12 protein-coding genes are annotated in these 14,304 nt (G+C 54.5%); 11 read left to right on the top strand and 1 reads right to left on the bottom strand.

Features of this window, described 5'->3' with window-relative positions:
• The first annotated feature begins 99 nt into the window (after nucleotides 1-99).
• The 5 genes from DARO_RS15605 to ispH are packed head-to-tail and all read left to right on the top strand — an operon-like array spanning nucleotide 100 to nucleotide 5,651.
• Nucleotides 100-1,020, top strand: a complete 921-nt coding sequence (locus DARO_RS15605) for a bifunctional riboflavin kinase/FAD synthetase (RefSeq protein WP_011288775.1) — start codon at nucleotides 100-102, stop codon at nucleotides 1,018-1,020.
• A 9-nt stretch (nucleotides 1,021-1,029) separates the two neighbouring features.
• Nucleotides 1,030-3,828, top strand: coding sequence for an isoleucine--tRNA ligase (gene ileS / locus DARO_RS15600; protein WP_011288774.1), 2,799 nt, complete (start codon nucleotides 1,030-1,032; stop codon nucleotides 3,826-3,828).
• A complete protein-coding gene (gene lspA, locus DARO_RS15595) occupies nucleotides 3,797-4,300 on the top strand; it encodes a signal peptidase II (RefSeq protein WP_049758732.1) in 504 nt (167 codons plus the stop codon). Before ileS ends, lspA begins: the two co-directional genes overlap by 32 nt.
• Nucleotides 4,300-4,731 (top strand): FKBP-type peptidyl-prolyl cis-trans isomerase, encoded by a 432-nt coding sequence (locus DARO_RS15590; protein ID WP_011288772.1) that lies wholly within the window; start codon nucleotides 4,300-4,302, stop codon nucleotides 4,729-4,731. Before lspA ends, DARO_RS15590 begins: the two co-directional genes overlap by 1 nt.
• Complete coding sequence (gene ispH / locus DARO_RS15585; protein ID WP_011288771.1) at nucleotides 4,731-5,651, top strand: 4-hydroxy-3-methylbut-2-enyl diphosphate reductase; 921 nt, start codon at nucleotides 4,731-4,733, stop codon at nucleotides 5,649-5,651. Before DARO_RS15590 ends, ispH begins: the two co-directional genes overlap by 1 nt.
• 1 nt (nucleotide 5,652) lies before the next feature.
• Here the strand turns inward: ispH and DARO_RS15580 are convergent, their stop codons facing one another.
• Entirely contained in the window at nucleotides 5,653-6,282 is a 630-nt protein-coding gene (locus tag DARO_RS15580; RefSeq protein ID WP_198134054.1) for an energy transducer TonB, read from the bottom strand.
• 277 nt (nucleotides 6,283-6,559) lie between these two features.
• Here DARO_RS15580 and DARO_RS22445 point away from each other — a divergent pair, with 277 nt between their 5' ends.
• Genes DARO_RS22445 through DARO_RS21880 form a run of 6 tightly spaced genes read left to right on the top strand, consistent with a single transcriptional unit; the run spans nucleotide 6,560 to nucleotide 14,198 of the window.
• A complete protein-coding gene (locus DARO_RS22445) occupies nucleotides 6,560-6,976 on the top strand; it encodes a type IV pilin protein (protein ID WP_011288769.1) in 417 nt (138 codons plus the stop codon).
• Nucleotides 6,970-7,503, top strand: coding sequence for a GspH/FimT family pseudopilin (locus tag DARO_RS15570; protein WP_011288768.1), 534 nt, complete (start codon nucleotides 6,970-6,972; stop codon nucleotides 7,501-7,503). The genes DARO_RS22445 and DARO_RS15570 overlap by 7 nt, the downstream gene beginning before the upstream one ends.
• A gap of 38 nt (nucleotides 7,504-7,541) precedes the next feature.
• On the top strand, nucleotides 7,542-7,907 hold the full coding sequence (locus tag DARO_RS15565; RefSeq protein WP_497462986.1) for a type IV pilus modification PilV family protein: 366 nt from the start codon (nucleotides 7,542-7,544) through the stop codon (nucleotides 7,905-7,907).
• Between the two features lie 4 nt (nucleotides 7,908-7,911).
• Nucleotides 7,912-8,910 carry a PilW family protein gene (locus tag DARO_RS15560; RefSeq protein WP_011288766.1) on the top strand — a complete coding sequence of 333 codons (999 nt, stop codon included), beginning with the start codon at nucleotides 7,912-7,914 and terminating at the stop codon, nucleotides 8,908-8,910.
• Entirely contained in the window at nucleotides 8,907-9,548 is a 642-nt protein-coding gene (locus DARO_RS15555) for a hypothetical protein (protein ID WP_011288765.1), read from the top strand. The genes DARO_RS15560 and DARO_RS15555 overlap by 4 nt, the downstream gene beginning before the upstream one ends.
• 15 nt (nucleotides 9,549-9,563) lie before the next feature.
• Nucleotides 9,564-14,198, top strand: a complete 4,635-nt coding sequence (locus tag DARO_RS21880; protein ID WP_011288764.1) for a PilC/PilY family type IV pilus protein — start codon at nucleotides 9,564-9,566, stop codon at nucleotides 14,196-14,198.
• Nucleotides 14,199-14,304: the final 106 nt, after the last annotated feature.

Raw genomic sequence — 14,304 nt, 5'->3', positions numbered from 1 at the left:
TTTGGCTATTCCGCTATTCCGCAATGCATGGCCGATGTTCTCGTATCCCTTCAGCGCCTTAGGTCGTTATAATTCAACGTTTTTCTCGCCAGTCTGCCCATGCGCGTCTTTCGCGGTCATTCGCGTCCCGTTGTAGCCCCCGTCGTGCTCGCCATCGGAAATTTCGATGGGGTTCACCTGGGGCATGCCGCGTTGATCAGGCGGCTGGCCGAGGTGGCAGAAAACTGCCAGTTGGCACCCATGGTGCTGACCTTCGAGCCACATCCGCGCGAGTTCTTTGCACCTGAATCGGCGCCGGCCCGTCTGAGCACCTTGCGCGAAAAGCTCGAATTGCTCGGTGATTCCGGTGTTTCGCAGGTCATGATCTGCCCCTTCAATGGAGCGTTTTCCGCCCTTTCGGCCGAAGAATTCATCGAGCAGGTGCTGGTGCGCGGCTGCCAGGTTCGGCATTTGATCATCGGCGACGATTTTCGTTTTGGACGAGGACGTACTGGCGATTTCGCCTTGCTGCAAGAAGCGGGGCAGCGTTTCGGCTTCACCGTTGAAGCCATGGGCAGCGTAACGGTTGCCGGTGAGCGGGTGTCCAGTTCGGCTGTGCGCAAGGCGCTGGCCATCGGCGACATGGAGCATGCGGCCCTGTTGCTGGGGCGCCCTTACATCATCGACGGTCAGGTATCGCATGGCCAAAAGCTGGGGCGTCAACTCGGCTTCGCCACAGCCAACCTGCGCATCAAGCACAACCCACTTCCGATGAGCGGCGTCTTCGCAGTCGAAGTCAGCGGGCTGGGTGAGCAAGCGTTGCCCGGCGTGGCCAATCTTGGCATCCGGCCAACGGTGGGCGGCACGCGCCCCTTGCTAGAAGTGCATCTGTTCGATTTCGATCGCGACATCTACGGCGCCCATATTTCGGTTCGTTTTGTGCATAAACTGCGCAACGAGCAACGGTTTCCCAATTTTGATGCCCTCAAGGCGCAGATCGCGGCAGACGCCGCGGCCGCCCGGGCCTTCTTCTCGCTGTGAGCACGCAAAATGGCTGATTACAAAGACTCCCTTAACTTGCCGGATACTGCTTTCCCGATGCGCGGTGACTTGCCCAAGCGCGAGCCGCAATGGGTCGCCCAGTGGCAGGAGAAAAAGCTCTACCAGCGTATCCGCGAAATCTGCGCCGGTCGGCCGCGTTTTACGCTGCACGACGGCCCGCCCTACGCCAATGGCGACATCCACATCGGTCACGCGGTCAACAAGGTGCTCAAGGACATCATCGTTCGCTCAAAGACGCTTTCCGGTTTTGATGCGCCTTACGTCCCGGGCTGGGACTGCCATGGTCTGCCGATCGAGCATCAGATCGAAAAGCTGCACGGCAAGGCCATTCCAGCCGACAAGGTGCGCGAACTGTCGCGTGCCTATGCCGCCGAACAGGTCGAGCGCCAGAAGAAAGATTTCATCCGTCTCGGTGTGCTCGGCGATTGGGGCAATCCTTACCTGACCATGAATTTTTCGGCCGAGGCTGGCGAAATCAGAGCCCTGGGCAAGATACTCGAACAAGGCTACCTCTATCAGGGCCTGAAGCCGGTCAACTGGTGTCTGGACTGCGGTTCGGCACTGGCTGAAGCCGAGGTCGAGTACGAGGACAAAAACTCGCCGGCGATCGATGTTGCTTTCGAAGTCCATGAAAATCACACCGCCAAACTGGCTGCAGCTTTTGGTCTGACGCATCTGCGTGGCCCGGCTTTCGCCGTGATCTGGACGACGACGCCATGGACCTTGCCGGCCAACGAAGCGGTCAGTGTGCATCCGGATTTGACCTACGACCTGATCGAAACCGAGAAGGGCGCCCTGATCCTGGTGCGCGAACTGGCCGAAGCCGCCCTCAAACGCTATGGCCTTGAAGGCACGGTTGCCGGCTCGTGCACGGGCGACAAGCTCGACCAGATGCTGCTCAAGCACCCGTTCCAGAACCGCGATGTCGCCATCATCTGCGGCACGCACGTTACGACCGAAGCTGGTACCGGTCTGGTGCATACCGCGCCGGCCCATGGCGTGGACGACTACAACATCGGCAAGAAATACGGCCTGCCGGTAAACAACCCGGTTGGCAATGACGGCAAGTTCATCAGCACGACGCCTGCATTGTCGGTTGGCGAGCTGGCCGGCAAGACGGTCTGGGAAGCGAATCCGCAGGTCCTGCAGGAGCTCGAAGCCCGTGCTCGCCTGCTCAAGAATGAGCGCATCCAGCACAGCTACCCGCACTGCTGGCGCCACAAGACGCCGATCATCTTCCGCGCCACGACCCAGTGGTTCATCGGCATGGAAAACAAGAAGAACGAGGATGCCTCGACCCTGCGCTGGATTGCCGAGCGCGCCGTTGATGAAACCCAGTTCTTCCCGGCCTGGGGTCGCGCCCGCCTGGAAGGCATGATGAAGACTCGCCCGGACTGGTGCGTTTCCCGCCAGCGCAACTGGGGCGTGCCGATCCCGTTCTTCCTGCACAAGGAGACTGGCCAGCCGCATCCGCGTACCGCCGAGCTGATTGAGCAGGTCGCCCTGCGTGTCGAAAAATCGGGTATCGAAGCCTGGTTCAGCCTCGATGCGGCCGAACTGCTCGGCGCCGAGGCAGACCAGTACGTCAAGATGAAGGACACGCTGGATGTCTGGTTCGACTCCGGCACAACCCACTGGCACGTCATGCGCGGCTCGCATGCGGCCGACCACACCTATCCGGCGGACCTCTATCTCGAAGGCTCCGACCAGCATCGCGGCTGGTTCCAGTCCTCGCTGCTCTCCGGTTGTGCCATCGACGGCCGCGCCCCGTACAAGGGGCTGCTGACGCACGGCTTCGTGGTCGACGGCAAGGGCCACAAGATGTCCAAGTCCAAGGGTAACGTCATTGCGCCGCAACAGGTTTCGGACAAGATGGGCGCCGACATCCTGCGTCTATGGACGGCGTCGACCGACTACTCCGGTGAGCTGACCATTTCCGACGAAATCCTCAAGCGCGTCGTTGAGGGCTACCGCCGCATTCGTAACACGCTGCGTTTCCTGCTGGCCAATGTCTCCGACTTTGATGCGGCTACTGACATGTTGCCGATCGACCAGTGGCTGGAAATTGACCGTTACGCGCTGGCGCTGACGCGTGAATTGCAGGATGGCTGCCGCGCCGATTTCGACAAGTACGAATTCCACCGCGTCGTCCAGGCCCTGCAGACTTTCTGTTCGGAAGATCTCGGTGGCTTCTACCTCGATATCCTGAAGGATCGTCTGTACACGACGGCACCGAAGTCGGTTGCCCGTCGCTCGGCCCAATCGGCCCTGTGGCACATCACGCAGGCTTTCGTTCGCTTGCTGGCGCCGATCACCGCCTTTACGGCCGAAGAGGTCTGGCAGGTATTGACCGGCAAGGCCGACGACTCGGTGATGTTCCAGGTCTGGCACGACCTGCCGGCCTTGGCCGGCGAGGGTGATCTGCTGGCCAAATGGGCCTTGATCCGTACCGCCCGTGCTGATGTGACCAAGGCCCTCGAAGCCCAGCGTGAAGCCGGCAAGATCGGTTCAGCACTGCAGGCCGCTGTCGAAATTCACTGTGGCGGCGAGAAATACGAAGCCTTGGCTTCCCTCGGTGACGACCTGAAGTTCGTTTTCATCTGCTCGAGTACCGTTGCGGTGCGTGACGATAACGAGCAAGTCATCGCCACCCCGCTGGAACACGCCAAGTGCGAACGCTGCTGGCACGTCCGTGAGGATGTCGGTGCCAATACCGAGCATCCGACTCTGTGCGGCCGTTGTGTCAGCAACCTCTATGGCGAAGGCGAGGTACGTGGCTGTGCCTAAGGCAGCACACTGGTATGGCCTTGCCGCTCTGGTCATCATTCTCGACCAGATCAGCAAGTGGGTGGTGCTGGAGAACATTCGTTTTGGCGAGACGATCTATGTCGCGCCTTTCTGGAACTGGGTGCTGACCTTCAATCCCGGTGCCGCCTTCAGCTTCCTGGCCGATCAGCCGGGCTGGCAGCGCTGGTTTTTCGCGTTGCTGGCGCTTGCAGTTTCCGGCTGGATCGCCTTCATGCTCCGCCAGCATCCACAACAAAAACTGCTCTCGCTGGCCCTGGCACTGGTCATGGGCGGCGCGCTGGGCAACGTGATCGACCGCATCCGTTTCGGCGCAGTTGTCGATTTCATTCAATGGCATGCCGCCGGCTACTACTGGCCGGCTTTCAACGTCGCCGATTCGGCAATCACGGTCGGCGCGGTCCTGCTCGTTCTGGAGCAGTTGACCTCGGCTAAACAGAAAGAGAATTCCTGATGAGCACCACCGTCCGTTCCGACAGCTTCCTGACCCTGCACTATCGGATCACCACACTCGACGGCGAGGAATTCCTCTCCACCTTTGACATGAGTCCCGCCACCCTGCAGATGGGCGGTGGCCAGTTGGCCGAGAACCTTGAATCGGTGCTGATTGGCCTGCCGGCGCACGAACGTTTTGTCTTCGAGCTCGAACCGGCGCAGGCCTTTGGCCAGCACAACGACCGCCTGGTCGAACGCATCGCCCGTAGCGGATTGCCGGCCGAGATGGAACTCAAGGAAAATTCCGTCGTCGAATTCACCGCTCCCAACGGTGGCACTTTCGCCGGTTTCCTGCGCGAGCTGGATGCCACGCACGCCTTGTTCGACTTCAACCACCCGATGGCCGGAAAAACGATCCGCTTCGAGGTGGAAATCATCGGAATCATGTAATGGAAATTATCCTCGCCAACCCCCGCGGCTTCTGTGCCGGCGTCGAACGCGCCATCGCCATTGTCGAGCGGGCCCTGGAAAAATTCGGCGCCCCGATCTACGTTCGCCATGAAGTCGTGCACAACAAGTTCGTCTGCGACGACTTGCGGGCCAAGGGGGCGGTTTTTGTCGAGGAACTGGATGAAGTACCCGCTGGTAGTACCGTGATCTTCAGCGCCCATGGTGTTTCCAAAGCAGTCCGTGAGGATGCTGAAGCACGTGGTCTGAAGGTCTTCGATGCCACCTGCCCGCTGGTCACCAAGGTGCATGTCGAAGTGGGGAAGATGCGCAACCAGACCCGCGAAGTCGTCATGATCGGGCATAAGGGACACCCCGAGGTCGAAGGGACGATGGGGCAAAGCCAGGGCGGGATGTATCTGGTTGAAACGGCCGATGAAGTTGCGCAATTGCAGGTCAGTGATCCTCTGCATCTTTCTTTTGTTACTCAGACTACTTTGTCGGTCGACGATGCGACGGTTGTCATTGATGCCCTGAAGCAACGCTTTCCCGAGATCCAGGGGCCGAAAAAAGACGATATTTGTTATGCCACCCAGAACCGGCAAGATGCGGTCAAGGAATTGGCCGGGAAGTGCGATTTGGTGCTGGTCGTCGGTAGCCCAAATAGTTCTAACTCTCGTCGACTCAAGGAGGTTGCAGTTGGGCGCAATGTGATGGCTTTTCTGATTGACGATGCGGAAGAAATTGAAGAGTCGTGGTTACGGGGAAAGCAGCATATTGGTGTCACAGCAGGAGCATCAGCGCCGGAGACCCTCGTTGAACGGGTGGTTATGCACATCCAGGCGTTGACTGGAGCTTCCGTCACCCATTTGAAGGGGATAGAGGAAGGGATCTCTTTCCCTTTGCCTAAAGATTTGAACTGAACTATTGGCTTTCCTTTTTGGTGCCTTCATCCAATTGGGGGGGCTCCTTGTCACCGTAGGTGATTTCTATCACTCGCCAGCTGTTTACCGGTACTCCTCCGCGTAAGGCTGGTTGAAATTTTGCCTTGCTGAAGGCATTAGTCAAACTGGCGACGTAGTCATCCGGCAGCGTGTTCTGGACGATTTCTATTTCATCCGGAACTCCGCGTGTGTCGATAAAGACCTTTATTTGCAAAGAACCGGACACTGTTTCTTCGTTTGTGGGAAGCGGTAATTCCGGCACGCTGAGGGCGAAGGCTATTTCATCCACATAGTACGGGTCGAAAAAAAATTTGGGGGCCCTTTCCTGTGAAGCCGGGGCGCTACCGGCATTGCCTATTTCCTTGGTGATGGCGGGGGAAGCCTTGGGGCGGTCTGTTTTTGTAATGGGAAGCGGGAGACTGCGAACGGGGTCGGGGCTGCTGATTTCTGCCGAGTTTTTCAGGTCTACTGATAGGCGGGGAAGGGGGCCTCGGCTGGTTGTTAAGCTTTGTTCGAGATAATTCGCCGTGAACAACAGCACGCAATGAAATGCCAGTGAGCATGTGAGAGAAATACTTAAACGACGAGTCGGGTTGCGAGCTTGCTTCAACGGAAGGGGCCGGAAAATATTCGAGCAGATCGTAGCGATGTTATCAAAAAGCCCTCTGTGGACGGCTTTTCTCTGAAATTTACTGATTCGCAAGTATGGGGCGCCAAGAATTGAATATATTCACCGTTCATGCCTAAAAACTGACCGGACGTCGTCGTGACTTTGCCAATCAATGTGCGGGGGGCAATACTGTCAAATAAGTGAACTGGATCCGTCCGTGCTATGCAGAAGTGGATGGTGATATTGGGCTGACTTTCTTCACATTCAGAGGTTTTCGATGAGGCTACAAAAGGGTTTTACGCTGATTGAATTGATGATTGTCGTCGCAATCATCGCTATCCTTGCCAGCATTGCCATGCCTGCATATCAGGATTACGTCATTCGCGGACGTATTGCAGATGCAACGTCGATTTTGTCGAGCAAACGAGTACGGATTGAGCAGTATTTTCAGGATAATCGTACCTACGTTGGTGCACCGGACTGTGCAGCAGATGCTGCAACAAGTCAGAATTTTTCTTTTTCATGCACTGTAGAAGAACCTGGTGCGTTTACGCTGACGGCTGTTGGCGCCGGGCAGGTAGCGGACTTTTCTTATTCGATAAATCAGAACGGACAGCGGTGGAGTGAAATTTCCGGGCAGGGTTGGGTAGGCAATGCAACCTGCTGGGCAACTAGAAGAGGGGGTGCATGTTGATCCCTGCGTTTTCTTCGCGGCAACGAGGGTTTACGTTGATCGAAGTGATGGTCGTTTTTGTGATCGTCGCTATTATGGTTTCCTTGGCCTTGCCCGCTTATAACGAGTGGATTCAGAATTCACATATCCGGACAGCTGCTCAATCGATTACGAATGGTTTGCAGCGGGCAAGAGCTGAAGCAGTGGTTCGAAATACGCCAGTTGCATTTGTCTTAGGGGGCGGTGGCGCTTTCTGGTCTGTTTCCGTTGTGAATTCCGGTGAGCTTATTGAATCTCATGGCGCGGGTGAGATTTCGCCAAATGTCACCCTGACGGTGCTCTCGGCAGGGGGGACGACAGTCACCTTCGGTAATCTTGGCAGCAAGATCGCGAATATTCCAGCTTCACCTGATATCACCCAGATAGACTTGGATAGCAGTGCGCTATCGGCAGCTGCAAGTCGGGATTTGAGGATTCAGGTTGGCGCTGGAGGCGGGCGCCTGTGTGACCCGAATGTCGCAGACTCTGCCGATCCGAGACGCTGTTGAGTACCAGGGATGTTTCAATGACCGAGAGCGATATGCAAATGAAATCAAATTCGCGCGAACAAGGTTTTGCCCTGCTTGAGGTAATGATCGCAATCCTGATCTTTTCATTTGGATTGCTGGGGTTGGTCGGCTTGCAGGCCAACATGATCAAGCAGTCGACGGATGCCCGATATCGGGCGGTGGCCAGCTACCTGGCACAGCAGAAGCTGGGGGAAATGTGGGCGAATCCCGCCAATGTCCTGAATCTTCTTGAGAACTCGGTTGATGTCTCGGCTTCGCTACCAGCGGGAACACGGAGTGTCGCTCAAACTGCACTGGGGCAGTTTACCGTGACGGTACGCTGGCAACAGCCTGGTCAAACGCAACACGTATTTACCACGACCGCCAGTATCGCGGGGGGCTGACATCATGGGTTTGCATAAGCGCAGTGTCAAACTTGATCAGAAAGGCTTTGGTCTGGTCGAATTGATGGTTGCTTTGGTGGTTGGTCTGGTAACCAGTCTGGCCATCATGGAGGTGTTTGTTGGCTTCGAAGGCCAGAAGCGTACGACCACGGCCGGCGCTGATGCGCAAACCAACGGTACGGTGGCGCTCTATTCGATCACGCGTGACCTGCAGATGGCTGGTTACGGGCTGATACCGGAAAAGGACTCTCCGCTCGAATGCAATCCAGTGCCAACGCTTGACGGCATCAATTTATTGCCAGTTCGTATTGCCAATGGTGGTAGTGGTGCAGGGGGGGATAGTATCGCTATCCGCTTCGGTCGCTCTCCGATGGCTGGCGTGCCGACAACTGTGGTTGGTGTGACTGTCGCAACAAATACGTTGACGGTGGATAACAATCTGGGGTGTCAGGTTGGGGATGCAGCCCTTTTTATAAATGGGGCTGTATGCAAGATGGCTCACGTGACCGGAGTGAGTGCCGCTCCCACATTTACGGGGGTAACCTTGGATGCGGTTGCCGCGACTGACGTTGGATCTAAACTTTCTTGCCTTGGCCCATGGCAACAGTTCGCTTACGACGTAACGGCTGGAAATTTGCGAGTAAATGCTGATCCACGAGTTTCGGGTATCTTCTCGATTCAGGCGCAATATGGCATTTCCAATGCTTCCAGTGATAACCAGGTGGCATGTTGGACCGATGCGGTCGCCGGCGGTTGTGGCGGTGCTGATTGGAGTAACTTAGCCAGTCTTGCGCCTACGGTAAGAAATCGTATCAAAGCGGTGCGTATCGCCATCATTGCACGGAGCGAGTTGCGGGAAAGGGATCCCGTTAGTGGGGATTTTGATGCTTGGACGGGCGGTCCGGCGGTCACCATTGCCGGTGAAGACAGGTTCTACCGCTATCGTGTGTTCGAAACCATTATTCCATTGCGCAATACCGTTTGGGCCAAGGAGACGTTATGACGTACGTATCTCGACGTTTCTGTGAGGGCGGGAGCCTGTCTGACCGGCAACAGGGCTCGGTGTTGCTGTTCGCCCTTGTGGCTCTGGTGGCGCTTACTCTGGCGGTGTTAGCTTTGGTTCGATCGGTCGATAGCACCACGCTGATTTCGGGTAATTTGGCTTTTCGCCAGGCAGCAACGACATCGGCTGATGCTGGGGTTGAGGCGGCAATAGTAGCATTGACGGCGATTCAGACGGCGAACAGCTCAAAGAACGTGTATATGGATGCAACGCATGCGTTCAATTTGACCAATGCCACGATTGGGTATTACTCCAATCTCGATCTGGCGCTCGATGTGACTGCTGCCGGGACCTGGACTGATGCGAATAGCTCAGATGCAGTCAGCGATGGTAACGGTAATACCTATCGCTATATCGTTCAGCGCATGTGTCGTACCGCCAATCAGGTTCTGACCAAGACAAACTGTCTTTTCAGTGGCGAGGCAAAAGATAACAACGGAAAAACAGTGCCCTTGCCATCGGAAATCTGTGAAGGATCTGGCTGCCCTGCAGCAGGTCAGGCCCCGCAATATCGAGTGACTGTGAGAGTCACCGGCCCCAAAAATACCATCAGCTATGTTCAGGCGCTGGTCTACTAGTTTCAGGAGGTCATGATGAAAGCTTCTGCGCACCATAACTCGGTTATTCGTCAGGCCCTGAGTCTGCTAATCGTTTTTCAGCTTGGATTTTCTTCCCCATCGCATGCTGCTTCGATTGCGTTGGCCAGTGCACCACTGGCCAACTCGACCACCACCACTGTGTTGCCCAACCTGATGTTCCTAATGGATAACTCAGGCAGTATGAGTCAGGACTTTACGCCTGACTACATGATGGAATACAACTGGCGTAACAGCCCATGGACGTCGAATGGCTGGAATGCTCCAGACCCTGTTCAGAAGAACTGTCGTGATAGTGCGGATGACGATGGGTCGGTAACTACTGCGTTGGCAGATCTGGATTTGTGCGTCGTCGGTGACGTGCCCTATATGACAAGCTCCATTAATTCGCAGTATTACAACCCGGCTATCAGATATTTGCCGGGAGTGTTATCCGATGGTGTCAGCAAGCCGAGCCAGACTGACCCGACCAATGTTTTGCTGGATGGCTATGGCAAGCATAACCAGACACAACTTGGTGTTGCCGGCACGGCAATCGATTTGACCACGAACTATCCTGACCGAGTCTGGTGTACCAAGAACAATCCAACTGCGGCCGAATTGGCGGATACCTCGGTTTGTCGGAAGAACAGCGACTACCTTTATCCGAATGCAACGTACAAATACGGGCGAAATAATGATGGCACGACGGCCAACAAGGATGTGCTCGGGGTCATGGGGGCTCCTTATTACTATCAAGTTGTCGTCAGCGAGTATTGTAAAGAGGCCGAGTTGCGGAACTGCACTACTTCCTCGGTAGCCACGGGGGACTACATCTTCCCTGCCAAATCACGTTGGTGTTCTGATACGGCATTGACGACCTGTCAATCTACTAAAACCTCAACCTACAAATACCCACGTTATGTGGGAGCGTCAACGGTGGCTGTGGCGGCAAGTGGGATAATCCAGGCTACTAACACGACGCCTCGCACCATTAGTAGCATCACCGTAAATGGTGTGGAAATTCTTGGCGCACTGGTCACTGGCACTAGTCAGATTGACCTAGCGTCCAAGGTGGCGACTCAGATCAACGCCTATGCCTCCAATCCGGAGTATTCGGCAGCTCTTTATGGCGATAATACATACGTAAAAATTACTTCGACCGCAGCGGCTGGTGCAAGCGCAAATGGTACGGTGGTTATTACCGGCAGAGGTATTGTTACCAGCAACGTTTCTGGCGGAGTGACTGGCTTCTCTGCTGCGCCATATTCTTTCGCACGTACCGATATCGTTCCGGCGACAACCAGCTATCCCAAGGCGACCTCACGCACCGACTGTACGGGTGCTACCTGTACGTATGCTGATGAGGTGACCAATTTTGCCAACTGGTATGCCTACTACCGGACTCGGATGCAGTCTATGAAGAGTTCTGTCAGTCTTGCCTTCCGGCCAATTGGTTCGAATTACCGTGTTGGTTTTATGAATATTTGTAAAGGGAGCTATCTACCGGTCGCGCCTTTCGATAATTCGGATTCCCTGATTGGTGCTGTGGCTGCGAGTGGTACTTTCCGCTTCAACAGCTTTACAGCAGGCGTCATGCAAACGGTTACTAGTATCAAAGTAAATGGTATCGAGATTCTTGGGGCTACAGTCACTTCCAATGTCAGTCGAGCCGATTTGGCGACGAAGTTGGCTGCTCAGATCAACGCCTTTTTATCATCGCCTGAGTACACTGCAGTGGCGAATTCAGGTGGTAGCAATGGCTTGGTAACGCTGTCAGGAAGTATCGGTGATGGAGCTGGTTCCAACGGTACAATCGTGGTAACTGGCGGCCCTTCGCTGAGTACCAATGCCGGGGTAAGTGGTGGCGTGACTGGCTCTGGGCAGAAGTCTAAATGGTATGAAACCTTGTTTGACCAGACGGCGGTAGGTTGCGGCACGCCGCTGCGTTCGGCGCTTGCTACCACTGGCCGCATTTTTGCCGGTAAGGAAATGTCGTCTGCAGGTTCGACCTCTGGTTCGACGATTGACCCTGTTCAGTATTCTTGCCAACAGAACTTTACTTTGTTGACGACAGACGGATACTGGAACGGTGCTGGCGGTACAGATCTTGATGGCGTCGCCATGGGTAATCTGGATGGTGGTACAACGCCTCGCCCGATGTTCGAGGGCAACACAGCTACTGGCACCCTTGCCGACGTCGCAAAATACTACTACGACACCGATTTACGAACGAGTGGCCTGAGTAACTGCACAGGTTCGCTCGGTATTGATGTCTGTGAAAACAATGTCTTTGTCAGCAGTACTGACAACAACCTCAAGCAGCACATGACGACCTTTACGCTTGGTCTTGGTGTGGATGGTACGTTGTCATATGTTTCAGACTACAAAAATGCGACAACAGGTGATTTTTACAATTTGAAGGAGGGTTTGGGGTCGCCTGTGGTTAATTGGCCCGTTCCTGTTGCGGATAACGAAACAGCAGTGGATGACTTGTGGCATGCGGCCGTCAATGGTCAGGGAACTTACTTTAGTGCCAAAGACCCTGCGCAGTTGGCCTATGGCCTTTCAACGGCGCTCAATCAAATTGGCTCCAAGGTTGGTGCGACGTCAGCGGCGGCTACTAGCACTCTTAATCCGGTTGCCGGAAACAATTTCGCCTATGTCGCTAGCTATAGCTCGGTGAAGTGGACCGGTAATCTGGAGGCGCGAACGATCAATACAACGACCGGCGTCGTCAGCGAAACTGCCGCATGGTGCGTACAGAGCATCAGTGCTGGAACGTGCGCCTTGCCAAGTACGATTGTGACGGAGGATACCGGAAGTAGTACGGTCACTTACTGTGTAACTTCCGGGGCAACTGCTGCCTCTTGTACTGATGGCATTCTGGATGGAACAAACTGTAAGGTTCAATTGCCTACCAGTTGTGTCGGTACGATGAACAGCAAGGTCGATAAGTCCAGCGACTCAAGGACTATCTATAAAGCCAACGCATCCGGAGCCTTGGAAAGTTTTATTTACGCCAATCTCGACTCCTCGTTATTTACGGGTACAGGGCTGAGTCAATGGTCAGTATTGACCGCCTCTCAGAAAACCGTGGCTGCGGGGGAGAACCTGGTTAATTTCCTGCGTGGCCAGACTGGATATGAGGATAGAACTAGTAACCCTGTTGATAATCGGCTGTATCGGATGCGCGAGGCAACGATGGGCGATGCTCTGGAGTCCCAGCCGTTCTTTATCAGCAAGCCGGTATTTAGTTACGCCGATGCGGGCTATGCCAAGTACAAAACGGATTTTGCTTCACGAGCTGGCTCCGTCTATATGGGGACCAATGATGGGATGTTGCACGCTTTTGCTGCCGATACCGGTGTTGAGCGCTGGGCTTATGTTCCAACGGTTGTGATTCCCAACCTTTGGAAACTTGCCGACAAAAATTACGCTACTGGGCACGCAAACTATGTGAACGGTAGCCCGGTTATTTCGGATATTTGTACGGCTAATTGCAGTTGCGATGATGCTTGTGTTTCTGGCGGTGGGACGGCCCCGGTGTGGAAGACCATCTTGGTTGGTGGGTTAAATGCAGGGGGGAGGAGTTTCTACGCCTTGGATATAACAAATCCTGCGTCTCCGTCGTTGTTGTGGGAGGTTTCGTCAAGTACGGCAGGGTTTACCAATCTGGGTTATAGCTTTGGTCACCCTATTATTACCAAGAAGTCCGATGGAACTTGGGTTGTTTTGATAACGTCGGGGTATAACAATACGAGCCCCGGTGATGGCAAGGGTTATTTATATGTGCTTAATGCAGGCACTGGCGCACTTATCGCTGCAATAGGAACTACGGTTGGTGATACAACGACACCGAGTGGCTTGGCAAGGGTCTCGGCTTGGAATGACTATGGTGGCGTTAATAACACAGCCGGCTATGTTTATGGTGGTGATTTGCTTGGCAACCTCTGGCGTTTTGATATCAATGCTGAAAGCGTGAACAAGTTTGCGACATTGCTTGATTCGTCTGGTAAAGCACAACCAGTGATGACCAGTCCGACTTTGGGGTTGATCAGCGGAAAGAGAGTGGTCTTCGTCGGGACTGGTAAATATTTGGAAGTATCAGATCTGACAAATACCGATTCGCAAACTATTTATGCAATTAGCGACGATAACAGCGGCACGACTTTGGTCAATGCTAGGACTGTGCTGGTTGAGCAAACTTTGACGCGAAACGGAACTTCGCGGACTGCGAGTAATAATCCGGTGAATTTTGGCTCGGGCCGTGGTTGGTATGTCGACCTGAAGGATACAAGTCTGTCCCCATCGAATGTTGGTGAGCGAGTAAACATTGATATGACCTTGGTTCAAGGGACTTTGATTGCTGCAAGCATAGTTCCGTCCAACACCGTATGTTCGCCTGGTGGCTATGGCTGGCTTAACTACTTTAATTACGAGACTGGTGGATATGTGCAGTCGGATGCCCTAGCGTCGACTTACTTCAGTTCCCCGATTGTCGGTGTCAACCTGATATACATTCAGGGCAAGCCGATTGTTGAGGTGGTTACGGCTAACAAGCCAACGCCCGAAATTACGGAAGTGCCAATCACCGGTAAGGGTAGTAACTTTGCCGGTAAGCGGGTTATGTGGCGCGAGCTGGTTCAGTAGCCTAGTGTTTTCTGCCAGCGGCTTTTTGAAGGGTTAGCGATTGAATTTTTTGCTTGAAAAGCTCAGGTTTTAAGCCTATAATTACCGACTTAGATTTTTATTTGGA

It is taken from the genome of Dechloromonas aromatica RCB (genome assembly GCF_000012425.1).
The sequence above is the reverse complement of the archived record's forward strand: the minus strand, read 5'-3'. Positions and strand labels throughout refer to the sequence as shown.

What these genes read in the sequence shown, in the direction of transcription:
- DARO_RS15555 (WP_011288765.1), top strand. Translation starts at nt 8,907, where the DNA reads ATGACGTACGTATCTCGACGTTTCTGTGAGGGCGGGAGCCTGTCTGAC.
- DARO_RS21880 (WP_011288764.1), top strand. Translation starts at nt 9,564, where the DNA reads ATGAAAGCTTCTGCGCACCATAACTCGGTTATTCGTCAGGCCCTGAGT.
- DARO_RS15560 (WP_011288766.1), top strand. Translation starts at nt 7,912, where the DNA reads ATGGGTTTGCATAAGCGCAGTGTCAAACTTGATCAGAAAGGCTTTGGT.
- DARO_RS15565 (WP_497462986.1), top strand. Translation starts at nt 7,542, where the DNA reads ATGAAATCAAATTCGCGCGAACAAGGTTTTGCCCTGCTTGAGGTAATG.
- DARO_RS22445 (WP_011288769.1), top strand. Translation starts at nt 6,560, where the DNA reads ATGAGGCTACAAAAGGGTTTTACGCTGATTGAATTGATGATTGTCGTC.
- DARO_RS15570 (WP_011288768.1), top strand. Translation starts at nt 6,970, where the DNA reads ATGTTGATCCCTGCGTTTTCTTCGCGGCAACGAGGGTTTACGTTGATC.
- DARO_RS15590 (WP_011288772.1), top strand. Translation starts at nt 4,300, where the DNA reads ATGAGCACCACCGTCCGTTCCGACAGCTTCCTGACCCTGCACTATCGG.
- ileS (WP_011288774.1), top strand. Translation starts at nt 1,030, where the DNA reads ATGGCTGATTACAAAGACTCCCTTAACTTGCCGGATACTGCTTTCCCG.
- lspA (WP_049758732.1), top strand. Translation starts at nt 3,797, where the DNA reads ATGGCGAAGGCGAGGTACGTGGCTGTGCCTAAGGCAGCACACTGGTAT.
- DARO_RS15605 (WP_011288775.1), top strand. Translation starts at nt 100, where the DNA reads ATGCGCGTCTTTCGCGGTCATTCGCGTCCCGTTGTAGCCCCCGTCGTG.
- ispH (WP_011288771.1), top strand. Translation starts at nt 4,731, where the DNA reads ATGGAAATTATCCTCGCCAACCCCCGCGGCTTCTGTGCCGGCGTCGAA.